Origin of the sequence: Agrobacterium genomosp. 2 str. CFBP 5494 (assembly GCF_900013495.1) — a bacterium.
Lineage (GTDB): Bacteria > Pseudomonadota > Alphaproteobacteria > Rhizobiales > Rhizobiaceae > Agrobacterium > Agrobacterium pusense.
This window is the reverse complement of sequence record NZ_LT009718.1, coordinates 1,407,044-1,428,812: the sequence shown is the minus strand read 5'-3', so window position 1 is coordinate 1,428,812 and position 21,769 is coordinate 1,407,044. Positions and strand designations below refer to the sequence as shown.

Genomic DNA, 21,769 nt, shown 5'->3' with positions numbered 1-21,769 from the left:
AGGTCTTTCTTTTTTCTCGGTAGAGAGCAAGGGCAAGCCGCATGATTGAGCCGCTTTCGCATTCCAAGTTTCCTGAGGCCACTTTCAAGGAAGAGATCGACGGCGATACGCTGCATGAAGAATGCGGCGTTTTCGGCATTCTCGGCCATGCCGACGCCTCGGCGCTGACCGCGCTCGGCCTGCATGCCCTGCAGCATCGCGGCCAGGAAGCAGCCGGCATCGTCTCCTTCGATGGCAAGCGCTTCCATCAGGAACGCCATATGGGCCTCGTCGGCGATCATTACACCGATCCGGCAACGCTTGCCCGCCTGCCCGGCTCCATCGCCATCGGCCACACCCGTTATTCCACCACGGGCGAAGTGGCGATGCGCAACGTACAGCCGCTGTTTGCCGAACTGGAAGAAGGCGGTATTTCGATTGCCCATAACGGCAACTTCACCAACGGCCTGACGCTGCGCCGCCAGATCATTGCGACGGGCGCCATCTGTCAGTCGACCTCGGATACCGAAGTCGTGCTGCACCTCATCGCCCGCTCCCGTCATTCCTCCACCGCCGACCGTTTCATCGATGCCATCAGGCAGATGGAAGGCGGTTATTCGATGCTGGCGATGACCCGCACCAAGCTGATTGCCGCGCGTGACCCGATCGGTATCCGCCCGCTGGTCATGGGCGAGCTGGACGGCAAGCCGATCTTCTGTTCGGAGACCTGTGCTCTCGATATCATCGGCGCGAAATTCGTGCGCGACGTTGAAAACGGCGAAGTCATCATCTGCGAGATCCAGCCTGACGGTTCGATCACCATCGATGCGCGCAAGCCGTCGAAGCCGCAGCCGGAGCGTCTCTGCCTGTTCGAATATGTCTATTTCGCCCGCCCCGATTCCGTCGTTGGCGGCCGCAACGTCTACACGACGCGCAAGAACATGGGCATGAACCTTGCCAAGGAAGCGCCGCTCGACGCCGACGTCGTGGTTCCGGTTCCCGATGGCGGCACGCCGGCAGCGCTCGGTTTTGCGCAGGAGAGCGGCATTCCCTTCGAATACGGTATCATCCGCAACCATTATGTCGGCCGCACCTTCATCGAGCCGACCCAGCAGATCCGCGCCTTCGGTGTCAAGCTCAAGCATTCCGCCAATCGGGCGATGATCGAAGGCAAGCGCGTGGTGCTGGTGGACGATTCCATCGTGCGCGGCACGACCTCGGTCAAGATCGTGCAGATGATCCGCGAGGCCGGCGCCAAGGAAGTGCATATCCGCGTTGCCAGCCCGATGATCTTCCATCCGGATTTCTACGGCATCGACACGCCTGATGCCGACAAGCTGCTGGCGAACCAGTATGCGGATGTCGAGGCGATGGCGAAATATATCGGCGCCGATTCGCTGGCGTTCCTGTCGATAGACGGGCTTTATCGCGCGGTGGGCGGTGAAAACCGCAATCCGGCGCGGCCGCAGTTCACCGACCACTATTTCACCGGCGATTATCCGACCCGCCTCCTCGACAAGAACGGCGAGGCGATGGGCAGCAAGATTTCCATGCTGGCCAGCAACGGCTGATAATCCCGACAGAACAAGCGGCCACCGGTCTCCGGTGGCCGCTTTTTTCTTGCCTTTTATCAGCCCGCGAGCTGCGGCAATTTAATTGCTTGCAGCAGGCGGCTGCGGCTTCGTACAAGGAAGCGCAATCATTTCGGGGGAGACCATGACTATCGATCTCAAGGGCCGCATTGCTCTCGTCACCGGCGCGTCGCGCGGCATCGGCTATTTCACCGCGCTGGAGCTGGCCAGGGCCGGCGCGCATGTCATCGCCTGCGCCCGCACGGTGGGCGGCCTTGAGGAACTGGACGACGCCATCAAGGCCGTCGGCGGCACCGCGACGCTGGTTCCCTTCGATCTCTCCGACATGAAAGCCATCGATGCGCTGGGCGCCAATATCTACGAGCGCTGGGGCAAGCTGGATATTCTGGTCGCCAATGCCGGTGTCCTCGGCGTCATCTCGCCGGTCGGCCATATCGAGGCAAAGGTTTTCGAAAGGGTCATGACCATCAACGTCACCGCCACCTGGCGGCTGATCCGCTCGGTCGAGCCGCTGCTTCTCAAATCTGACGCCGGTCGGGCATTGATCCTGTCCTCGGGTGCCGCTCATAGCTGTCGTCCCTTCTGGGGCGTCTACTCCACCTCCAAGGCAGCTGTGGAAGCACTTGCCCGCACCTGGGCGGCGGAGACGCAGAAGAGCGCGCTTCGCGTCAACAGCATCAATCCCGGCGCCACGCGCACGGCAATGCGCGCGCAGGCCATGCCCGGCGAAGATCCCGCCACCGTGCCGCATCCGTCAGAGGTGGCCGCAGCCATCCTGCCGCTTGCTTCGCCCGATCTCAAAGAGACCGGCAAGCTCTTCCTGGTCCGGGAAAACCGGTTCGTGGATTACCGTCCGCCGGAGTGATGCCGGTCGGCGGGTCAGCCAACGTCACGAGAGAAACGCTTGACCGCGCATGACCGCCGCGCCATAACGCAAGTCATGAAAACGACGATCTGCACCTGCTGCTGAAATAATTTTGCTGGTTCGCCACCGGCCGGCTCGTTTTCGTCTCCCGCAAGGTCTTACAGACAAACGGCCCGGTCAGGACAACTGACTGCCTCTAGGGAATTGCCGCATGTCCTTGCGCCTGAAACTTCACAACACGCTGACCCGCGAAAAGGCGGAATTTGCGCCCATCGATCCTGAAAACGTGCGCATGTATGTCTGCGGCCCGACGGTCTATGATTTCGCCCATATCGGCAACGCGCGACCCGTCATCGTGTTCGATGTTCTCTTCCGGCTGCTGCGCCATGTCTATGGCGAAAATCACGTCACCTATGCCCGCAACATCACTGACGTTGATGACAAGATCAATGCGCGGGCGCTGCGGGACTATCCGCATCTGCCGCTCAACGATGCCATCCACGCCGTGACGGAAAAGACGGCTGACCAGTTCCATGCGGACGTCGCGGCACTGGGCTGCCTTCAGCCAAGTGTCGAACCGCGCGCGACCGACAATATCGCACAGATGATCGACATCATCGAGAAACTGATCGCACGCGGCCACGCCTATGCGGCCGGTGGCGAGGTCTTGTTCGACACTCGCTCCATGCCGGATTACGGGCAGCTTTCGAAGCGTCCGCTGGACGAGCAGCAGGCGGGCGCGCGCGTGGCGGTGGATGCCCACAAGAAGAACCCCGGCGATTTCGTGCTGTGGAAGCTTTCCTCCCACAACGAGCCCGGCTGGGAAAGCCCTTGGGGCCGCGGCCGTCCCGGCTGGCATATCGAATGCTCCGCGATGTCCGGCCGCTACCTCGGTGACGTTTTCGACATTCACGGCGGCGGGCTCGACCTCATCTTCCCACATCACGAGAACGAAATCGCCCAGTCCCGTTGCGCGCACGGCACGCATGTCATGGCGAACGTGTGGATGCATAACGGCTTTGTGCAGGTGGAAGGCCGCAAGATGTCGAAGTCCGAGGGCAACTTCGTGACGATCTATGAATTGCTGCACACGGAGAAATTCGGCGGCCGGAAATGGCCGGGCGAGGTTCTGCGTCTTGCGATGCTGATGACGCATTATAGAGAGCCGATCGATTTTTCGGTAAAGCGTCTGGAAGAGGCCGAACGCCTGCTCGCCAAATGGCCAGCGGCGGAAGCCTCCGATGCCGCGCCGGATGAAACCGTGCTCGAGGCGCTTGCCGACGATCTCAACACCGTTGCGGCCGTGCAGGCGCTGCACGCATTGGCGCACGCGGCCAATGTGGACCCATCCAAGCTGCCGGCCTTCGCGGCGAGTGCTGCCCTCTTGGGCGTGCTGCCGAAGAAAACTGAAATGGACGAGGCCATCGTTTCGGCGGTCAACGCTCTGGTGGAATTGCGTCTGGAAATGCTGAAGGCGAAGAACTTTGCAGAGGCCGATCGGTTGCGCGATGAGCTTTCGGAGAAGGGCATTCAGTTGAAGGATGGCAAGGACAAGGAGACCGGGGAGCGGACGACGACCTGGGAGTTGAAGCGGTAGGGCTTGCGTCCAGCGCTTGAGGCTGCGGCTTGCGGTTTACCCCCCTCTGCCCTGCCGGGCATCTCCCCCTCAAGGGGGAGATCGACTCGCCGCTAGGCGTTGCCTATCTCAACGTTTGCGTATTGGGTGCGGTAGTGACCCCTGCTGATCTCCCCCCTTGAGGGGGAGATGCCCGGCAGGGCAGAGGGGGGTAAAGCCCCACGACACACCCTTGCTTTCCCACACGCCGTGCTCCAATCTCGCGGCACCCCATCAAGCTGCGAGCGCATCATGCCCCATGCTAAGGTCGCACCCCAAAACCGGCAGCATGCCCGCGAAATGCGTAAGGTCATGACCGACGCTGAACTAAAGTTCTGGAACGCCATCCGTGCTCATCGCCTTGACGGTCTCTCTTTCAGACGCCAACTCCCAGTTGCCGGATATATCGTTGATTTCGCCTGCCCGTCGCATAAGATCATTGTCGAACTGGATGGGTTTCAGCACGCGGAAGACTCTGCGGCAGAGTACGACAAGAGAAGAACACGAACACTCGAGGAACTCGGCTGGACCATCCTCCGCTTCTGGAACCACGAGGTCCTCACAGACTTAGATAATGTCTGTCTCCACATTATCAGAACGATCCGGGAGGACCGAAGATGACGACATATACCGGCGGATGCCAATGCGGCGCGGTCCGTTTTCGCGCCACTGGCGACCTGAAAGACAGTTCCATTTGCCATTGCCGCATGTGCCAGAAGGCTTTCGGGGCTTATTACGCGCCACTGGTTTCAGTTCGCAATGTGGAGTTCACATGGACGCGCGGCGAGCCGAAACGCTTCCAGTCCTCCAGCGTCGTGAAGCGCGGCTTTTGCCCCGAATGCGGCACGCCGCTAACCTATGAGGCTCCGGATGGCATTGCGGTGGCGGCCGGCGCCTTCGACGATCCCGCCGCGCTGCCGCCAACCATCCAGTGGGGCGTGGAACGGAAGATCGATTTTGTCGACAACCTCCACACCCTGCCCGCCGTTGCGACCGAGGACGACCTGACGCAGGTGGACTACCTTGCCAATCTCGTTTCCTATCAGCACCCCGACCACGACACCGAAAACTGGCCACCGGAGAACAGACAATGAGCGAAACGGGTTTTTCCGGCGGCTGCCAGTGCGGCGCCGTGCGGTTCCATGCGGGCAAGCTCGGCAGGGCCTCCATCTGCCACTGCCGCATGTGCCAGAAACATTTCGGCAATTTCTTTGGCGCACTTGTGACTGCCGATCAGGCACATCTGACCTGGACACGCGGCCAGCCTGCCCTCTTCCGCTCGTCGCAGAAAATCCATCGCGGTTTCTGCAACAAGTGCGGCACACCGCTGACCTATCATTATCCCGGCGGCGTGGAGATCGCGATCGGCGCTTTCGACCATCCCGAGAAGATAGAGCCGCAGGTGCAGGTGAACATCCACAAGCGTATGCCGTGGATCGAGCAGCTGTTCGCCAAACCGGCAGTCGAACAGGGCGTCGATGAGGCCGAGATCACCTCCTACCAACATCCGGATCATGACACGGCCGAATGGCCGCCTGAGGAACGATAAAACATGACTGAAGAACTGCGCGGCTTTTATCCAGACATCGAACCCTTCGAGACCGGCATGCTCGACGTGGGTGACGGCCACACGATCTATTGGGAGCGGGTGGGCACACGCGGCGCTAAGCCGGCGGTCTTCCTGCACGGGGGCCCGGGCGGCGGGGTAAATCCCACCCATCGCCGGGTATTCGATCCCGATCTTTACGATGTCATCCTGTTCGATCAGCGCGGCTGCGGTCGCTCCACGCCACACGCGGAACTCGAAGCCAACACCACATGGCATCTGGTTGCCGATATTGAACGGCTGCGTGAACTCTGCGGCTTCGAGAAATGGCTGGTGTTCGGCGGCTCCTGGGGTTCGACGCTGGCGCTCGCCTATGCCGAAACCCATCCGGACCGCGTCAGCGAACTGGTCCTGCGCGGTATCTACACCGTCACCCGGCCGGAACTCGACTGGTACTACCAGTTCGGCGTCTCTGAAATCTATCCGGATCAATGGGAAAAATTCATCGCACCCATTCCCGAATCCGAACGCGGCGAGATGATGCAGGCCTATAATCGCTATCTCACAGGCACTGACGAAACGAAGAAGCTGGAATGCGCGAAAGCATGGAGCCAATGGGAGGGCGCGACCATTGCACTCGTCACCGATCCCGACCGCGTCGAGGATTTCGGTGAAGACAAATACGCGATTGCCTTCGCCCGCATCGAAAACCACTTCTTCGTTAATGGCGGCTGGCTTGAGGAAGGACAATTGCTGCGCGATGCCGGCAAGCTCAGGAATATTCCCGGTGTCATCGTGCATGGACGTTACGACATGCCCTGCCCGCTGAAATATGCCTGGCAGCTGGCCAAGGCCTGGCCAGACGCGGATTTCCACATTATCGAGGCCGCGGGACATGCGATGAGCGAGCCCGGCATTCTCGACCAGCTGATCCGCGCCAACGACCGTTTTGCCGGGAAATAGTATTTATTTCAGCACGTTGTGGCGGCAGGATAAGATGATGATTCACGCAGGGGTTTCCTGCGGGGATCATCTACCCGGCGCTGATCAGCACGTTTGAAAGGCAAAACGCCTTTTATTCATGCAGTTTTTCTCATGAACCCTTCACGGAAATGAATTGGCCGCCATTGTGCCGATCCGTTATAAAACGCCATCCGAACAATTGGCGGTACTCCCATGGCACTCGACAAAACGCTTCCAGCCCAAGAGGGCGGCGACAGCGCGCGCGGTTTTGCTTTCGCGCTTTCCGCATATCTTTTGTGGGGTTTCCTGCCCTTCTACATGAAGGCGGTTGCACATATTTCACCGATCGAGGTCATCGTGCATCGCGTCGTCTGGTCGGTGCCGATCGCAGCGGTGGTGCTGATCGTGCTCGGGCGCACGGCTGAAATCCGTACGGCGCTGAGGAGTTCGAAGATGCTTGCGATGGCGAGTCTTACGGCTGCGCTCATCAGCATCAACTGGGGCGTCTACATCTGGTCGATCGGCGCGGGCCGCGCACTTGATGCCGCGCTCGGCTATTTCATCAATCCGCTGTTCAGCATCTTCCTCGGTGCCGTACTGCTGAAGGAAAAACTCTATCCGGCGCAGATCGCCGCCATCAGCCTCGTGGCGGTTGCGGTGGCCATCCTCACCTGGCATGCGGGCAGCCTGCCGTGGGTTTCCATAGCGCTCACCGTTTCCTGGGGCTTTTACGCCTTTTTCCGCAAAACCCTGCCCATAGGCGCGACGCAGGGCTTCCTGCTGGAAGTCATGCTGCTGTCTATTCCCGCCGTGCTGGTCATGATCTGGCTTGCGTTCAGCGGACAGGCGCATTTCATGGGCGGCAATTCCGCCGATACCTGGCTTCTGGCGGCAAGCGGTCTCATCACCGCCGTTCCCCTCATTCTCTATGGCAATGGTGCGAAACTGCTGAAGCTCTCCACCATCGGCATCATGCAATATATCGCGCCGACGATGATCTTCCTGATAGCCATTTTCGTCTTCAAGGAGCCGTTCGACATGGTGCGTCTGGCGGCTTTCGCAATGATCTGGGTGGCGCTTGCGATCTACACCGGCTCAAGCCTGCTGCGGCTCAAGCGATGACCAAATCCTTTCTCACTCCTGCTCCCTGAACAGGAGTGAGGTAACCAGGCGTCAGTAATCCACCAGCAATTGCGGGTTTCCCTCATAGCCGAAGCGCGGTTTGACACCGAGAAGGCCCGCCGTCTGGGCGATGATCTCGCGCGTCATGGGGGCCGCTGTCGAGGCTGCCGTGCGGCCGCCGTTCACGCCGGTCCTTGGCGCATCGATCATGGTCAGCACGACATATTTCGGCTTGTGCATGGGAAAACCGGCCACGAAGGCGTTGAAATTGATGTCCTTGGCGTAACGGCCATTGATCACCTTGTCTGCCGTCCCCGTCTTGCCGCCGACATGAAACCCCTCCACCTGTGCGCCACGGCCGGAACCCTTGATGCCGTTCCAGTTGAACAGGTAACGCATGTCGGCGCTCGTCCTGTCGTTGATGACGCTGCGCGCGAGCGATGCCGCAGCCTCTTTCGAACGCGGCAGGAAGGTCGGAGAGATCAGGCTTCCGCCATTGATAAGGGCTGCAGCGGCCACCGCCGTCTGCAACGGAGTGGTAGCAACGCCATGGCCGAAGGAGATGGTGACGGAATTGATCTTCTTCCAGTTTCTCGGCTGGGTCGGCGTGGCAACGCCGGGCATTTCCGTGTCCATTCTGGTCAGCAGACCAAGCTTCGTCAGGAATTGTTGATGGCCCTCGACACCGACCCTGTCAGCCACCGCCGCCGTGCCGATATTCGATGAAAATTGAAACACTTCCGGAATGGAGAGCGGCCGGTTTCTTCCCTTGAAATCCCTGATGGTGAAGCCGCCCATGCGGATCGGCCGCGACGCATCCACCACCGAATTGAGCGTAATCGCCCCGGCATCCAGACCCATGGCGAGCGTGAAGCTCTTGAATGTGGAGCCCATCTCGAAGGTGGCGTTGCTCATCCTGTTGAACCAGCCTTTTTCATACTCCTTGTCGACGCTGCCATCAGCGAGGGTGCGGGAAGGTTCGTTCGGATCGTAATCCGGGACGGAAGCCATGGCCAGCACTTCGCCCGTCTCCACATCCACGATCACCGAGCCGGCGGCTTCGGCCTGATAGGCACTTTTCGCCTTCACGACCACGTCGCGAACGATGTTCTGTACTCTGAGATCGATGGACAGCCGCACCGGTTCCAGTGGCGTGCCGCTGGCAAGACCCACAGCGCGCAGATCGGCCAGCCCCTGCTGGTCCAGGTAACGCTCCATACCGGCGAGACCCTGATTGTCGACATTGACGTGGCCGATAATATGCGAAGCGGTTGGGCCGCCCGGATAAAACCGCCGTTTTTCCGGACGGAAACCGATGCCCGGTATGCCGAGATTGAGAATATCCGCCTGCTGCCGCGGCGTCAGCTGGCGTCGCAACCACTGGAAGCCTGTATCCGAACGCAATCTACGATGCGTCTCGCGCCAGTCCAGATTGGGAATAACGGTCGCGAGTTTTTCCACCACCTCGTCCGGATCGACGATCCTGCGCGGATCCGCATAAAGCGATACCATGTTGAGATCGGTCGCTAGAAGCGTGCCGTTGCGGTCGACGATGTCAGGCCGTGAGGCGATGGCGTTGACGCCCGTGTTGATCCATGCGGTGGAAACGGGTTCGGCGAGCCCATATTGAACGAGGCGCGCCGCGGCGGCGGCGTAAATCGTAATGAAGACAGCGATGATGATCGCAAGCCGCGTCTTTGCCTCCGCCCGGCGGCGGGCGACCGAACCGAAGACGACCTCCCTGCCCCGCAGCGGGTTTCTCTTGATAATGAAATGCGTCCGGCTCTTCAGCCGCATCACGAAAGCAATCATTGCCGATGACACCCACCCGAGGCGGCGGAGCAAAATTCCGCGATAACCAACGCCTGGGAAACGGTGACACAGGATCACTCGCCGGGCCACGAAAAGGACGGGCGGAAGGATGCCGCCGTTAAATCTATATTAATATACATTTAAAATTGTAACGAGCCGCCCGAGCGGCCGTTAACAATCGCCGGGCCTACAGGCGCGAAATCACCGAAGGATCGCCTTCAGGGTTCTGCTGCGCCAGCGCGCGGTCGATGATGGCGGGCACGATGTCCTTCACCTCGTCAATGATGAGCGGGTTGAGAAGATGCGCGCGGTGGATGAAGCCCTGGTCGCGCATATGTTGCACGAGTTCCAGCATCGGGTTCCAGAAACCGTTGATATTGGCAAAGACCATTGGCTTCGCGTGACGGCCGAGCTGCGCCCAGGTCATGATCTCGACGATCTCTTCCAGCGTGCCGACACCGCCCGGCAGGGTGACGAAAGCATCCGAGCGCTCGAACATCATGTGTTTGCGCTCGTGCATGTCCTTTGTGATGACAAGCTCGTTCAATTGTCCGAGAGAATGGCGTGTTGCCTCCATATCGACCAGAAATTCCGGTATGATGCCCGTCACTTCGCCGCCATTGGAAAGAACGCCGCTGGCAACTGCGCCCATGATGCCCTTGGTGCCGCCACCATAAATCAGGCGAATGCCGTTTTCGGCAATGGATTTCCCAAGCGCACGGCCTGCTTCCATGTGGGCGGGATCACGTCCGGGCTGGGAGCCGCAATAAACGCAGATGGATCGAATCGCTGTATTTTTGTCCGTCATGAAGGGAAGGAACTATGTGCGATGCGGCACGTCAAGAAAATTTGGGAAATCCCTTGCAAATATGGCCTTTTGGCCACTCACCGCTTGTCTGGCGCTAGGTAAGACGCTAGCAATCTCAACTCGTGTGAAAAGCTTGAATTATCCGGAGCACCCAGGATGAAAAACAATAAAGCCGGTTTGCTGGCGCTGATCGTGTTGGGGATTGCATCCCTGCTCATGATCTTTTTCGTCCTGCCGCGGATTTCAAACGACGGCAAGCCGATCGGCGACGCCATCAACGAGGCGGGCAACGCCGTGAAGAACAGCGTGGAAATGGGCGCCGACAAGGCGGGCGACATCCTGTCCGATGCGGCAGAAGAAACCGCCAATATTGCCGACAAGGTCGGCCGTCTGGCGGCTTCCGCCACACAGTCGATCAAGGATCTGACCACGCTTTTCGCCGACAGCAAGGTTCCCTCCGACGCCGATTTCGCAGCGGCGCGCAAGAAGGTCGAGACCTCGCTCAAGGAACTGACGAATATCGAAATTCCCGAGTCGCTGGATGAAACGACGTCGCGGCTCATCACCACGGCCCGCACCGCCGCCGAGCGCACCACGGCCTTCCTGCGCGGCCTGCCTGACAATGCGGCGGCAGCGGCGGCGCAGGTGCGTCGTCTCGCGGGCGTCTTCGCCGGCACCGACGATGGCGCGCCCGAAGCGGCGAAGCCGGCGGCGGCGCCAGCCGATGCCGCGCAGACCTCTTCCGGCGCGCCGACTTTCGACATCCTGCGCGTCGAGCCTGATGGTTCGGCGGTTGTTGCCGGCAAGGCGCAGCCGGGTGCGAAACTTGAAATCCTGAGCAACGGCAAGGTCGTCGCCCAGACAACGATCGACGGATCCGGCGATTTCGCAGCCGTTTTCGACAATCCCCTGCCGCCCGGCGACCATGAACTGGTGCTTCGTTCGACCGATACCGCCGGCAAGGCGACGCAGTCTGAGGAAGTGGCGACGGTTTCCGTTCCGGAAGGCAAGGCCGGCGAGCTTCTGGCCATGGTTTCAAAGCCCGGCAAGGCAAGCCGGGTCCTCGCCATGCCGGAGGCGGCCCCTCCGGCGCTTAAGCCGCAACCGCCATCACAACAGCCTGCGGCAACGGCTGCGACCAACGCCAATGCTGCCTCCGTACCGCTTGCCGGCGCGGCCGCTGCCGCCGCTCCGTTGACGTCGAGCGTCCAGGTCACTGCCGTCGAGTTCGAGGGATCGAAGATTTTTGTCGCGGGTTCCGCGCCCGCCGGTTCGACGGTTCGCGCGCTGGTCGATGACAGGGAAATCGGCAAGGCCACGACAGAAGCCTCCGGGCATTTTGTCATCGAAGGTGACGTCGATCTCGCCGTTGGCAGCCACATCATCACCGTCGAGGAGCTGAATGACGACGGCACCGCGAAAGTGCGCGTGCGCGTTCCGTTCGAAAGGCCGCAGACCGACCAGGCAACCGTCGCGATGCAGACGCCGTCTGGTTCTTCGTCAGCGGCCACGACTGCAGCGCCGGTCGAAAACCAGAGCACGGCGAGCGACCGCGCCGCTTTCGAAAAGCTGCGCACCGATGTCGCCAAGGCCTTTGGCATCCTCTCCAATCTCTACAGGGACCAGCCGACACCGGCGCTCGATCAGGCAATAGCCGGCCGCTCCGCCGTGGTGATTGCGCTGAAATCGCTTTCGGAGTTCCGCACCGCGGCAGCCACCGAGCCGGACTTCACAGCCTTCGCCGGCGACATCGCCGCCAAGGCGCGCCAGCTGCTGACATCGGTCGAAGCCTGGCCGAATGACGTGGCGGCAATCGGCAAGGGGCTGGCTTCGCTGGCCAGCAGGCTTGCCGAACTCCACATCACCGCGCCGCCCGCTCCCACGCCACAGGCGCCAGCCGGTCCGCAGACCTTCGAGCAGGCGCCGCTGGCCGAAAGCCAGAACAGCGTCATCATCCGCCGTGGTGACACGCTGTGGCAGATTTCGCGCCGCGTCTATGGCCAGGGCGTCCGTTATACCACGATCTATCTCGCCAATGAGGACCAGATCAAAAACCCTGACCTGATCGAGCCCGGCCAGATTTTCGGCGTGCCGAAAGAGGCGCTGCCGAATGCGGAAGAACTTCACCGCAAGCGGCTGAAAGGTGGCTCTTGAGCAACTGAACCGTTGCGGTAAATCCGCAACGATCCTATCTGTGACGCGCGCGGCGGCTTGACCAAAGCCGCCGTCATGCTGTCGGCTTCCGGCAGTGACCGGAGAGTATGATGGCCACGAAGAAAAAAACCATTTCTGCGGATTCCAGCAATCCCACCCAGACGCTGATCAATCTCTGGCCATATATGTGGCCGGAGGGGCGGTGGGATCTGAAGATGCGGGTGGTCTGGGCCACCGTATACCTTGTTGTCGCCAAGCTGGTTCTCATCTCCGTCCCCTATTTCTTCAAATGGGCGACGGACGCGCTGAATGGCAAGCTCGATATGGCGGGGCTGGTCCCGGCCTTCCTGTTGGGCGCGGTCGCCCTTGTCATCGCCTATAATCTGACGCGGCTGATACAGGTCGGGCTTAACCAGCTGCGCGATTCGCTTTTCGCCAGCGTCGGTCAGCACGCGGTCCGCCAGCTGGCCTACAGAACATTCGTACACATGCACCGGCTTTCGCTGCGCTTCCATCTGGAGCGCAAGACCGGCGGGCTCTCGCGGGTTATCGAGCGTGGCACCAAGGGCATCGAAACCATTGTCCGCTTCACCATCCTCAACACCGCGCCGACCTTCATCGAATTCCTGCTGACGGCAATCATCTTCTGGGCGTCCTACGGCTTTTCCTACGTTCTCGTCACGGTCATCACCGTCTGGGCCTATATCTGGTTCACTGTCCGGGCCAGCAACTGGCGAATCTCCATCCGCCGCGCGATGAACGACAGCGACACCGATGCCAATACCAAGGCAATCGACTCGCTGCTGAATTTCGAGACCGTCAAATATTTCGGCAATGAAGAGATGGAGGCGCAGCGCTTCGATGTCGCAATGGCGCGTTACGAAAAATCGGCGATCTCGATCTGGACCTCGCTCGGCTGGCTGAACTTCGGTCAGGGTGTGATTTTCGGCCTTGGCTCCACCGTCATGATGGTGATGTCGGCGCTTGCCGTGCAGCGCGGCGAACAGACGATCGGTGATTTCGTCTTCATCAATGCACTTTTGCTGCAGCTTTCCGTGCCGCTCAATTTCATCGGTTTCGTCTATCGCGAAATCCGCCAGGGCCTCGCCGATATCGAGCAGATGTTCGAGCTTCTGGAAGTGGAAGCCGAGGTTACCGACAGGCCGGGTGCGACGCCGCTCGCCGCCGGTCCCGGCGCGATCTCGTTCCGCGACGTGCATTTTGCCTATGATGCCGAGAGACCGATCCTGAAGGGCATTTCCTTCGACGTGCCGGCGGGCAAGACAGTTGCCATTGTCGGGCCTTCGGGTGCAGGAAAATCAACGATCTCGCGGCTGCTCTACCGTTTCTACGATATCCAGGAAGGGGCGATCACGATTGACGGGCAGGATGTCCGCGACGTGACGCAAAAGAGCCTCCGTTCCGTCATCGGCATGGTTCCGCAGGATACGGTGCTGTTCAACGATACACTGGCCTACAATATCCGTTACGGTCGCCCTTCGGCGAATGACGAAGACATCACGGCGGCAGCGGATGCAGCCCAGATCAGCGCCTTCATCGGAAAGCTTCCGGATGGCTACGCCACCATGGTCGGGGAGCGCGGGCTGAAGCTCTCCGGTGGCGAAAAGCAGCGTGTGGCGATTGCCCGGACGATCCTCAAGGCACCGCCGATCCTGATCCTCGACGAGGCGACCTCGGCGCTCGATACGCATACGGAGCAGGAAATCCAGAGCGCGCTTGATATCGTTTCGAAAAACCGCACCACACTGGTCATCGCCCACCGGCTCTCGACGGTGATCGGCGCAGATGAAATCATCGTGCTGAAGGAAGGGCTGATCGCGGAGCGCGGCACGCATACATCCCTGATGGCCCAGAACGGTCTTTACGCCTCGATGTGGAGCCGCCAGCGCGAAGCTATCCGGGCCGAAGAGATGCTGCGCCATGTTCGCGAAACCGACGATCTCGGTGTCGTGGACCGCGGCGAACCAGCGCATTGAGGCGCATAAACGCCTGATAACGGCCCCCGCATGGCAAGGGGACCATTGCCGGGCGGTCCGTTTGGCTGTAACCAGCTAGGCAAAATTTGTCGCACGTCCGTATGGATCATGTCGTATCACGACCACATATAGACGCGACAGACAAAACCGGAGCAAGGAACCATATGAATCTGTTCGACACCATTCGCAACACCATCGTACCGATCCACAAGGAAGGTTATGTCTTCGTAGCCGCTTTCTTCGTGGCATCGCTGGTGCTCGGCTGGATCGCCGAACCGCTGTTCTGGGTCGGCCTGGTGCTGACGGCCTGGTGCGCCTATTTCTTCCGCGATCCCGAGCGCGTGACGCCGCAGGATGACGACCTGATCATCAGCCCCGCCGATGGCAGGGTTTCCGCCGTACAGACCGTCATCCCGCCGCTGGAACTGGAGCTGGGCAAGGAGCCGATGGTGCGCATCTCGGTGTTCATGAACGTCTTCAACTGCCACGTGAACCGTTCGCCGGTCCGCGGCCGCATCGTCAATGTTGCCTACCGTCCCGGCCTGTTTCTCAATGCCGAGGTGGACAAGGCTTCCGAGGACAATGAGCGCAACGGCCTCGTCATCGAAACGTCGCATGGCAAGGTCGGCGTGGTGCAGATCGCCGGCATGGTCGCTCGGCGCATCGTCTGCTGGGTCAAGCCAAACGAGCCCGTCGATGCCGGCGAGCGTTTCGGCCTTATCCGCTTCGGCTCGCGCCTTGACATCTTCCTCCCGGAAGGCTTCCAGCCGCGTGTATCCGTGGGTCAGACGGCAATCGCCGGCGAGACCGTGCTGGCAGAGTTCGGTTCCGCCAAGGGTCCGCTCCTCAGCCGCCGCGGCTGATGACGATCAGGAAAGACATGCGCCATGGAAACGCCGATCGCCGAACCGCCGCAGAACGGAAAACATGAGGGCAGAAAGGATAGCGGCCGCGGGCCGCGCCTGAGAGAAATTCCCTTTCGCCTGCTTGTTCCCAATCTCATCACCGTTCTGGCCATCTGCGCCGGCCTCAGCGGCGTGCGGCTGGCCATCGAAGGGCGTTTCGAACTCGCCGTTGGCATGGTGCTGCTCGCGGCCTTCCTCGACGGCATAGACGGGCGCATCGCCCGCATGATGAAAGCGACGTCCAAATTCGGCGAACAGATGGATAGTCTGGCCGATATCGTCAATTTCGGTGTCGCGCCCGCGCTGGTGGTCTATGCCTATCTTCTCGATCAGGCACGGTCGATCGGTTGGATCGCCGCCCTCATCTATGTCATCGCCGCGGGTCTGCGCCTGGCGCGCTTCAACGTGATGATCGAACGGCCGGTCAAGGCGCCATGGCAGAACGAGTTTTTCGTCGGCGTCCCTGCCCCGATGGGTGCCATGCTGGTGCTGCTGCCGGTCTATCTCGGCTTCCTCGGCGTCGAGCCGGACAAGCCATTCGCTTATGTCGCTGCCGCCTATACCGTGCTGATCGGTTATCTCCTTATCAGCCGCCTCCCGGTCTGGTCGGGGAAATCAGGCACAAGCCGTATCCGCCGCGATCTCGTGCTGCCGATGATCCTCGTCGTCGTTCTCTATGTGGCCATGCTGATGAGCTTCACCTGGGAGGTGCTGGTTCTCACCGTTGCCGCCTATCTCGTCTTCATTCCCATCAGCGCGCGGCTATGGCACCGCCGATACGGGACGCTGACGATCGAAGAGGACGCGCATGACGACGGAAATGGCGGCAATGGCCTCGATCGCAGCATTTAAAACCTTAGGTGTCATTTTTCTTGCTTCACCTATCTGCGCCCTGGCGCAAAATGTCGCACCCTGAACGGCCGGCTTCGCGTTTTCCGCCTCGAATCCGTCAAGATTAGCCGCGAAAGAAGGGGCTCACACGCATCGCAACGGCGTTTGGCGTGAATTGTGGAGAGAGAAAATGACGAACGAGACGAAGGCACAGCCGCAGGCAAAGCCGGACCTCAAAAGCCACTACCGCCCGCTCGGGCTGAAGGCTGTCGCGGCCGCGACGCTGATGTTGAAGCGCAAGCCTGCAGCCAAAACCGCTTGAAAATAAACGATTTTTCTTAAATCGGACAGGTCGACGCGTGATAGGTCAGCTGACCGAAGACGGTCAATCCGGGATAACCGAGCAAAACACGGCGCTGTGAATGGCGCCGTTTTCTTTTGCCGCCGTCATGCGCCATTCCGGTCCGGACCATGGAGCCGATCCGTTATAGTGTAACGTGACTGCAACAAAACCATGCTAAAGTATTCGACTTCCACGAGACGACTGTACGGACAGTCTCGCATCAATTACTGAGAAATTACAAATTTTCTACTTTAGAGATTCATTCCTCTGCGGTTACCAAGATTTTCAATACCGTGACGTGCGGTGGCGAAAGAAAGAAGTTTCGTGGAGACATCATGAAGACGGCCATGGGGGGCTTGGGCGGCATGCAGGATAAAATCCTTCTGATTGAAGATTCCGTTGCTCTGTCCATGCTGCTGAAGACGCGCCTTTCGGAAGAGACGCAAGCCGAGGTGATCCATTGCGACAGCATGGCCGCGGCCGATACCCTGCTGCGCGCCCATGATTTCACGCTGGCGCTGACGGGTCTCAATCTTCCCGACGCTCCGAAGGGTGAAATTCTGGCGCTGCTCTCCGAACGCAAAGTGCCCGCCATCGTCTTCACCGCGACAGTGGATGAGGAGGCCCGCAAGCGTTATGCCGAGAAGAAGATCATCGACTATATCGTCAAGGACGGTCACCGCACCGTCGACGCGGTGGTCAAAACCGTCGACAGGATTTTGACCAACAGGCAGTTTTCCGTTCTGGTGGTCGATGATGCGCGGACCGCGCGCTCCGGCCTCGTGGAAATTCTGGAACGGCAGAACTTCAAGGTCAGCGAGGCGCATTCGGGCAATCGCGCGCTGGAAATCCTGGCGCAGGACCCGTCCATCCAGCTCGTCATCACCGATTATCACATGCCCGATATGGACGGTTACGAACTTACGCGCCGCATTCGCGACAGCCGCTCCTCGGAGGATCTGCGCGTGATCGGCATATCATCCTCCACGGACCGGCTGCTTTCTGCAAGCTTCCTGAAAGCGGGCGCGTCGGATTTCGTCTATCGCCCCTTCGTGCCGGAAGAGTTGCAGTGCCGTATCGACAACAACATAGAAACGCTGAAACAGCTCAAGCGCCTGCGCGAGCTGGCCGAGCGCGATCATCTGACAGGCTTGCCAAACCGCCGCTCCTTTTTCGAGCGCACCCGTGCGCTCATGGACGTTATCAATGACAATGACGAAAATGGCGCCGTCGCCATCCTCGACATCGATCACTTCAAGAAGATCAACGACACGCTGGGGCACGATGCGGGCGACCGGGCTCTAAAAAAGTTGGCGGAGCTTCTGCATGACAAGTGCGACGCGCACCGCCACATTCCCGCCCGTCTGGGCGGCGAGGAATTCGCGGTCTTCCTGCGCGGCCTGGATGCCCACGCCGCCTATGCGTTCTGCGAAGAATTACGCGCCCATGTGGAAAAAAGCGGCCGACAATTGAGCGGCAGCAGCCTCGCACTGACGATTTCGCTCGGCGTCGTAGAGATCGAGAAGGGCGAGCCCTTCGACAACCAGTTGAATGCCGCCGATCAGCTGCTCTATCTCGCCAAGGCGAACGGCCGCAACCGCGTCTATTCCGATATCATGATCCAGGAAGGTTTGCAGAAGATCGGACGGAACGGCTGAGTTTCTCCGGAACTGAGGCATGGGGAGCGAGCGGATGAGGCTTGTTCTTCTCCCCGCCGGGAGAAGCCCGCGGCAGCGGGATGAGGGGGCAAGCCCACCGTATATCTCTGCCGTAGCCCCCCCCTCGACCCTTCGGCAACCTTCCCCCCCTCGGGGAGAAGAATTGGCGGCAATGTCAGAGCTTAGATAACCAGCCTCACACGCTGCGCAAAGACGTCAAAACAGCGACATCTGCCCCTCGTCCTTCGCCGGTTTGATCTTTGCCAGCGGCACGCTTTCCGGCACTGGCTCGATGAGATCGGCGCCGACATTGGCGACCTTGTTGACCTTGTCCGAGACGGGAATCATCTCAAAGAAATCATCCTGAACCGGCCGCATCAGATCGGCGACCTCGCGTGGTTCCTGAGTCTTGCAGTCGAGCCAACGGCTGAAATCCTCAGGCGCGATGACAACGGGCATGCGGTCGTGAATGCGCCCGATGGCGGCATTGGCGGCCGTGGTGAGGATAACGCCGGTATCGACCTCCGAACCATCGGCCGAAGACCATGTCTCCATGAGACCGGCGAAGGCGACGATGCCGCCTTTCTTCGGGCGAATGAAATAGGGCTGCGGTTTGCCGCCCTCTTCCTTCGGCGGACGTCGCCATTCATAAAAGCCGGACGCAGGCACGAGCACACGGCGATGGCGCATGGCGGCGCGGAAGGAGGCCTTGCCGATTGCCGTTTCCGAACGCGCGTTGATGAGCAGCGGAAAATCCTTCGGGTCCTTGACCCATCCGGGCAGGAAACCCCACCGAACCAGCACTGCCCAGCGATTGGGCAGGTTACTGCCGCGCTCCTGCCGTTCACCCTCCATGACAATCAGTATCGGCTGCGTGGGCGCGATATTGAAGCGGGCGGGGAAATCCTCTAGCCCGATCAGGTCAAGATAATCGGCAATCTCTTCCGGCGTCGCTTTCAGGACGAAACGTCCGCACATATGTTTCTCCTCAACCCCGCGGCCCGAACAGGATGATGGTGGCCCCTGCGAGACAGACGGCGCCGCCGGCGATATCCCATTTGTCCGGCGCGTGGCCCTCGACGCCCCAGAGCCACAAAAGCGAAGCGGCGATATAGATGCCGCCATAAGCGGCATACGCCCTGCCTGCGGCCTCCGCTGGCACCAGCGTCAGGAGCCAGGCAAAGGCGGCCAGCGACAACATGCCCGGCAACAATATCCAAGCCGTTCTGCCAAGTTTCAGCCAGGCCCAGAAGGAAAAACAGCCGGCAATTTCGGCAAGAGCCGCCAACGCATAGATAAGATAGACCTTCATTCCACCGTCTTCTGCCTGCACAATCGAACCGATTCTGGACTATAACATCGGCGCAGAAACCGGAATCGATTTTTCCAGACCGTCCGACCGAGACACGCGAAACCTTACATGACCGTTCGTATCAAGCCCCGCCTCGCCTCCTCCGCCATCGTCAGAAATGGCGACCGGCTTTTGCTCGTGCGCCGCATCAATCCGCCCTCGAAGGACATGTTCGCCTTTCCCGGCGGACGGGCCGAGGAAGGCGAAACGCCGGCCGAGACGGCGCTACGTGAACTGCACGAGGAAACCGGCATTGTTGCACGCGATCCGCAACTTTTCGCGACCTACGATCTTCCCTCGCACGATGCAAATGGGACCCTGACGAGCCATTTTTTGCTCTCCGTCTTCACCGTGGAAACGGATGCCGATCCGCTTGTGACCGTCGGTGATGACGCAGCGGACGCAGGCTGGTACACGCTTGCGGAAATCCGCCGACTGCCGGCCCCAGAAAGCGTGGTGGAATGCGCCGAGCGGCTGCTAGCATGATTGCCAGCAGGGCAGAATCGCGATTATCTAGACCCGTCCGCCCGCCGGATGTTCACGAGTATGTGTGGGGCAGAATAAAATTTTGATACGACCAACCATTTTCCTGTCTCTTTTCCTGACCATGCTGCCGACCGGGCAAAACGGCGCCGTTTACGCGCAGCCTTCCAAGGCAGCATCCGAGGCACGTCCTGCGGAAACGGCACCTCCCAAACCCGCGCCCTATGACGACAAGCTGGCACGGCTGTCGGAAATATTGGGTGCGGTGCAATATCTGAGAACGCTGTGCCCTTCTTCCGGACCGGAGGACTGGCGCAAATCGATGGGCGACCTTCTGGCTGCGGACACGGCCAACGAACCTGAACGACGTCAGCGCATGACGGCTGCATTCAACCGTGGATACCGCTCCTTTGCGGCCATTCACACCAGTTGCACACGCGCCGCCATCATGGCAGAAGAGAACTACCGTAACGAAGGGGCAACACTCGCTCAGGAAATCGCGTCCAGGTTCGGAAATTAGAGGATTATTAACCTCTTTTCGCCGCAGCCCGTGCCGTTTTGATAAAAGGCTGCTAGTGTTGTTAACAGGGTGGTAAGGACTTGCCCGCCCTGTCGAGGATGAAAAATGCAGACAAGCCGTAACGAAATCGACGATATGATCGTGCATGAAAAGATGCAGGTCGCTCTGGAACACCAGAACGAGGCATGGGCTGACGGCATGGCCGACGGCATCGAGCCGGAGATCATCGCCGATGCTGCAATCGCTCTGGCCATGCGCGAAACCATCCGGATCCACGGCGAGGCTGGCGCGGAAGCAATGCTGGAATCGCTGCGTCAGCGCATGCTTCAAGGCGAATTTTCTCCGCAGCGGGTGATACAGTAAAGCCGGGGTCTATCATGTCTTGCCTGAGCAAGGGGCTTTTGCGCTCTTCCGCCCTGCTATCCATCGTGCTCGCTCTGACCGCCGGGTCGATTGGCCTGCCGGGTCGAGCCTTTGCGCTTTCCGAGCTGAAGCCGGCCCAGAACAACGAAGGCGAGCCACAGGCTCAGAAGGGCGAACAGCCTGAGCAGACCGCGCCCGCCGAGCCGGACGAAATCGAGGGCGATTCGGAAGGCATCCCCCTGCCCGACCCTCTGGTCGACCGATCTGCCGCCCAGACGAACCAGCAATCGTCCAAGCCGGACAATACCCCCGAAATGTCAGTGGTCATCGAGCACGATATTTCCAAGGCACCGGAAGCCGTACGCAAGCTGCGCCAACAGATCATCGACGCGGCAGCGACGGGCGATATTGAAAAGTTGCGGCCATTCATCGCTGCCGGCCAGAAAGAATTCCGCATCGACGGCAATGACGGCGAAGACCCGATCGCAGCGCTGAAAAGCTATTCAGGAGATACCGACGGGCTGGAAGTGCTGGCAATCATCATCGACCTCCTGTCGACCGGTTACGCCCATATTGATGCAGGCACGCCGGACGAAGCCTATGTCTTCCCCTATTTCGCCGGAAAGCCGCTCAATACGCTGACACCGCCGGAAAAAGTGGAACTGCTGCGCATCATCACCGCCGGCGACCTAGCGGACATGCAGGAATACGGCAATTACAGCTTCTATCGCATCGGCATCTCGCCTGAAGGCAAGTGGAAGTTCTTCACCGCCGGCGATTGATCCTATCCCGGCGCTTGCCGTTCTTTTGCAAAAATCCTAACTGTGCGGAATGAGCGTCCGGCACCGGTACATGTGCTGTT

Annotated in this window: 22 protein-coding genes; 18 read left to right on the top strand and 4 right to left on the bottom strand. The window is 60.1% G+C overall.

Features of this window, described 5'->3' with window-relative positions; genetic code table 11:
• The first annotated feature begins 41 nt into the window (after positions 1-41).
• The 8 genes from purF to rarD all read left to right on the top strand — a co-directional run bounded on the left by purF (position 42) and on the right by rarD (position 7,682).
• A complete protein-coding gene (gene purF, locus AGR2A_RS06905) occupies positions 42-1,550 on the top strand; it encodes an amidophosphoribosyltransferase (RefSeq protein ID WP_072494245.1) in 1,509 nt (502 codons plus the stop codon).
• A gap of 145 nt (positions 1,551-1,695) precedes the next feature.
• Complete coding sequence (locus tag AGR2A_RS06900; protein WP_006700145.1) at positions 1,696-2,436, top strand: SDR family NAD(P)-dependent oxidoreductase; 741 nt, start codon at positions 1,696-1,698, stop codon at positions 2,434-2,436.
• Between the two features lie 211 nt (positions 2,437-2,647).
• Positions 2,648-4,033 carry a cysteine--tRNA ligase gene (gene cysS / locus AGR2A_RS06895; protein ID WP_072494244.1) on the top strand — a complete coding sequence of 462 codons (1,386 nt, stop codon included), beginning with the start codon at positions 2,648-2,650 and terminating at the stop codon, positions 4,031-4,033.
• Positions 4,034-4,363: 330 nt separating this feature from the next.
• Positions 4,364-4,672 (top strand): endonuclease domain-containing protein, encoded by a 309-nt coding sequence (locus tag AGR2A_RS06885; protein ID WP_234797411.1) that lies wholly within the window; start codon positions 4,364-4,366, stop codon positions 4,670-4,672.
• On the top strand, positions 4,669-5,145 hold the full coding sequence (locus tag AGR2A_RS06880; RefSeq protein ID WP_072494242.1) for a GFA family protein: 477 nt from the start codon (positions 4,669-4,671) through the stop codon (positions 5,143-5,145). The genes AGR2A_RS06885 and AGR2A_RS06880 overlap by 4 nt, the downstream gene beginning before the upstream one ends.
• Positions 5,142-5,600 (top strand): GFA family protein, encoded by a 459-nt coding sequence (locus AGR2A_RS06875; protein WP_004441005.1) that lies wholly within the window; start codon positions 5,142-5,144, stop codon positions 5,598-5,600. The genes AGR2A_RS06880 and AGR2A_RS06875 overlap by 4 nt, the downstream gene beginning before the upstream one ends.
• 3 nt (positions 5,601-5,603) lie before the next feature.
• A complete protein-coding gene (gene pip / locus AGR2A_RS06870) occupies positions 5,604-6,560 on the top strand; it encodes a prolyl aminopeptidase (RefSeq protein ID WP_072494241.1) in 957 nt (318 codons plus the stop codon).
• 213 nt (positions 6,561-6,773) lie between these two features.
• The gene (rarD, locus tag AGR2A_RS06865) at positions 6,774-7,682 is read left to right on the top strand and encodes an EamA family transporter RarD (RefSeq protein WP_072494240.1); all 909 of its coding nucleotides are present in this window, start codon (positions 6,774-6,776) and stop codon (positions 7,680-7,682) included.
• Between the two features lie 51 nt (positions 7,683-7,733).
• Here the strand turns inward: rarD and AGR2A_RS06860 are convergent, their stop codons facing one another.
• Together AGR2A_RS06860 and AGR2A_RS06855 are read right to left on the bottom strand one after the other, a co-directional pair.
• The gene (locus AGR2A_RS06860; RefSeq protein WP_072494239.1) at positions 7,734-9,494 is read right to left on the bottom strand and encodes a peptidoglycan D,D-transpeptidase FtsI family protein; all 1,761 of its coding nucleotides are present in this window, start codon (positions 9,492-9,494) and stop codon (positions 7,734-7,736) included.
• A 187-nt stretch (positions 9,495-9,681) separates the two neighbouring features.
• Positions 9,682-10,302, bottom strand: a complete 621-nt coding sequence (locus tag AGR2A_RS06855) for a TIGR00730 family Rossman fold protein (protein WP_072494238.1) — start codon at positions 10,300-10,302, stop codon at positions 9,682-9,684.
• Between the two features lie 156 nt (positions 10,303-10,458).
• Here AGR2A_RS06855 and AGR2A_RS06850 point away from each other — a divergent pair, with 156 nt between their 5' ends.
• From AGR2A_RS06850 to AGR2A_RS06830, 6 genes are all read left to right on the top strand, one after another.
• Complete coding sequence (locus tag AGR2A_RS06850) at positions 10,459-12,456, top strand: LysM peptidoglycan-binding domain-containing protein (RefSeq protein WP_072494237.1); 1,998 nt, start codon at positions 10,459-10,461, stop codon at positions 12,454-12,456.
• Between the two features lie 110 nt (positions 12,457-12,566).
• The gene (locus tag AGR2A_RS06845) at positions 12,567-14,453 is read left to right on the top strand and encodes an ABCB family ABC transporter ATP-binding protein/permease (RefSeq protein ID WP_037088933.1); all 1,887 of its coding nucleotides are present in this window, start codon (positions 12,567-12,569) and stop codon (positions 14,451-14,453) included.
• A 101-nt stretch (positions 14,454-14,554) separates the two neighbouring features.
• Positions 14,555-15,316: a phosphatidylserine decarboxylase gene (locus AGR2A_RS06840; RefSeq protein ID WP_153775372.1), complete on the top strand. Its 762-nt coding sequence runs from the start codon at positions 14,555-14,557 to the stop codon at positions 15,314-15,316.
• A 24-nt stretch (positions 15,317-15,340) separates the two neighbouring features.
• Positions 15,341-16,210, top strand: a complete 870-nt coding sequence (gene pssA / locus AGR2A_RS06835; RefSeq protein ID WP_004440987.1) for a CDP-diacylglycerol--serine O-phosphatidyltransferase — start codon at positions 15,341-15,343, stop codon at positions 16,208-16,210.
• A 169-nt stretch (positions 16,211-16,379) separates the two neighbouring features.
• On the top strand, positions 16,380-16,511 hold the full coding sequence (locus AGR2A_RS30000) for a hypothetical protein (RefSeq protein WP_022555915.1): 132 nt from the start codon (positions 16,380-16,382) through the stop codon (positions 16,509-16,511).
• 386 nt (positions 16,512-16,897) lie between these two features.
• On the top strand, positions 16,898-18,190 hold the full coding sequence (locus tag AGR2A_RS06830) for a GGDEF domain-containing response regulator (RefSeq protein ID WP_034496256.1): 1,293 nt from the start codon (positions 16,898-16,900) through the stop codon (positions 18,188-18,190).
• A 216-nt stretch (positions 18,191-18,406) separates the two neighbouring features.
• Here AGR2A_RS06830 and AGR2A_RS06825 read toward each other — a convergent pair whose 3' ends face one another.
• Together AGR2A_RS06825 and AGR2A_RS06820 are read right to left on the bottom strand one after the other, a co-directional pair.
• The gene (locus AGR2A_RS06825; RefSeq protein ID WP_072494236.1) at positions 18,407-19,168 is read right to left on the bottom strand and encodes an SOS response-associated peptidase; all 762 of its coding nucleotides are present in this window, start codon (positions 19,166-19,168) and stop codon (positions 18,407-18,409) included.
• A gap of 10 nt (positions 19,169-19,178) precedes the next feature.
• Positions 19,179-19,502 (bottom strand): YnfA family protein, encoded by a 324-nt coding sequence (locus tag AGR2A_RS06820; protein WP_072494235.1) that lies wholly within the window; start codon positions 19,500-19,502, stop codon positions 19,179-19,181.
• A 108-nt stretch (positions 19,503-19,610) separates the two neighbouring features.
• Here AGR2A_RS06820 and AGR2A_RS06815 point away from each other — a divergent pair, with 108 nt between their 5' ends.
• The 4 genes from AGR2A_RS06815 (at position 19,611) to AGR2A_RS06800 (ending at position 21,689) form a co-directional block, all read left to right on the top strand.
• On the top strand, positions 19,611-20,027 hold the full coding sequence (locus tag AGR2A_RS06815) for an NUDIX hydrolase (protein WP_035210146.1): 417 nt from the start codon (positions 19,611-19,613) through the stop codon (positions 20,025-20,027).
• A gap of 82 nt (positions 20,028-20,109) precedes the next feature.
• On the top strand, positions 20,110-20,544 hold the full coding sequence (locus AGR2A_RS06810) for a TIGR02301 family protein (protein WP_037088929.1): 435 nt from the start codon (positions 20,110-20,112) through the stop codon (positions 20,542-20,544).
• A gap of 105 nt (positions 20,545-20,649) precedes the next feature.
• Positions 20,650-20,907, top strand: a complete 258-nt coding sequence (locus AGR2A_RS06805) for a hypothetical protein (protein WP_003501987.1) — start codon at positions 20,650-20,652, stop codon at positions 20,905-20,907.
• A 14-nt stretch (positions 20,908-20,921) separates the two neighbouring features.
• Positions 20,922-21,689 carry a hypothetical protein gene (locus tag AGR2A_RS06800; RefSeq protein ID WP_072494234.1) on the top strand — a complete coding sequence of 256 codons (768 nt, stop codon included), beginning with the start codon at positions 20,922-20,924 and terminating at the stop codon, positions 21,687-21,689.
• Positions 21,690-21,769: the final 80 nt, after the last annotated feature.

Excerpts from the sequence above, each read along its gene's own strand:
- purF (WP_072494245.1), top strand. The coding sequence starts at position 42 with ATGATTGAGCCGCTTTCGCATTCCAAGTTTCCTGAGGCCACTTTCAAG.
- AGR2A_RS06900 (WP_006700145.1), top strand. The coding sequence starts at position 1,696 with ATGACTATCGATCTCAAGGGCCGCATTGCTCTCGTCACCGGCGCGTCG.
- cysS (WP_072494244.1), top strand. The coding sequence starts at position 2,648 with ATGTCCTTGCGCCTGAAACTTCACAACACGCTGACCCGCGAAAAGGCG.
- AGR2A_RS06885 (WP_234797411.1), top strand. The coding sequence starts at position 4,364 with ATGACCGACGCTGAACTAAAGTTCTGGAACGCCATCCGTGCTCATCGC.
- AGR2A_RS06880 (WP_072494242.1), top strand. The coding sequence starts at position 4,669 with ATGACGACATATACCGGCGGATGCCAATGCGGCGCGGTCCGTTTTCGC.
- AGR2A_RS06875 (WP_004441005.1), top strand. The coding sequence starts at position 5,142 with ATGAGCGAAACGGGTTTTTCCGGCGGCTGCCAGTGCGGCGCCGTGCGG.
- pip (WP_072494241.1), top strand. The coding sequence starts at position 5,604 with ATGACTGAAGAACTGCGCGGCTTTTATCCAGACATCGAACCCTTCGAG.
- rarD (WP_072494240.1), top strand. The coding sequence starts at position 6,774 with ATGGCACTCGACAAAACGCTTCCAGCCCAAGAGGGCGGCGACAGCGCG.
- AGR2A_RS06860 (WP_072494239.1), bottom strand. The coding sequence starts at position 9,494 with ATGATTGCTTTCGTGATGCGGCTGAAGAGCCGGACGCATTTCATTATC.
- AGR2A_RS06855 (WP_072494238.1), bottom strand. The coding sequence starts at position 10,302 with ATGACGGACAAAAATACAGCGATTCGATCCATCTGCGTTTATTGCGGC.
- AGR2A_RS06850 (WP_072494237.1), top strand. The coding sequence starts at position 10,459 with ATGAAAAACAATAAAGCCGGTTTGCTGGCGCTGATCGTGTTGGGGATT.
- AGR2A_RS06845 (WP_037088933.1), top strand. The coding sequence starts at position 12,567 with ATGGCCACGAAGAAAAAAACCATTTCTGCGGATTCCAGCAATCCCACC.
- AGR2A_RS06840 (WP_153775372.1), top strand. The coding sequence starts at position 14,555 with ATGGATCATGTCGTATCACGACCACATATAGACGCGACAGACAAAACC.
- pssA (WP_004440987.1), top strand. The coding sequence starts at position 15,341 with ATGGAAACGCCGATCGCCGAACCGCCGCAGAACGGAAAACATGAGGGC.
- AGR2A_RS30000 (WP_022555915.1), top strand. The coding sequence starts at position 16,380 with ATGACGAACGAGACGAAGGCACAGCCGCAGGCAAAGCCGGACCTCAAA.
- AGR2A_RS06830 (WP_034496256.1), top strand. The coding sequence starts at position 16,898 with ATGCAGGATAAAATCCTTCTGATTGAAGATTCCGTTGCTCTGTCCATG.
- AGR2A_RS06825 (WP_072494236.1), bottom strand. The coding sequence starts at position 19,168 with ATGTGCGGACGTTTCGTCCTGAAAGCGACGCCGGAAGAGATTGCCGAT.
- AGR2A_RS06820 (WP_072494235.1), bottom strand. The coding sequence starts at position 19,502 with ATGAAGGTCTATCTTATCTATGCGTTGGCGGCTCTTGCCGAAATTGCC.
- AGR2A_RS06815 (WP_035210146.1), top strand. The coding sequence starts at position 19,611 with ATGACCGTTCGTATCAAGCCCCGCCTCGCCTCCTCCGCCATCGTCAGA.
- AGR2A_RS06805 (WP_003501987.1), top strand. The coding sequence starts at position 20,650 with ATGCAGACAAGCCGTAACGAAATCGACGATATGATCGTGCATGAAAAG.
- AGR2A_RS06800 (WP_072494234.1), top strand. The coding sequence starts at position 20,922 with ATGTCTTGCCTGAGCAAGGGGCTTTTGCGCTCTTCCGCCCTGCTATCC.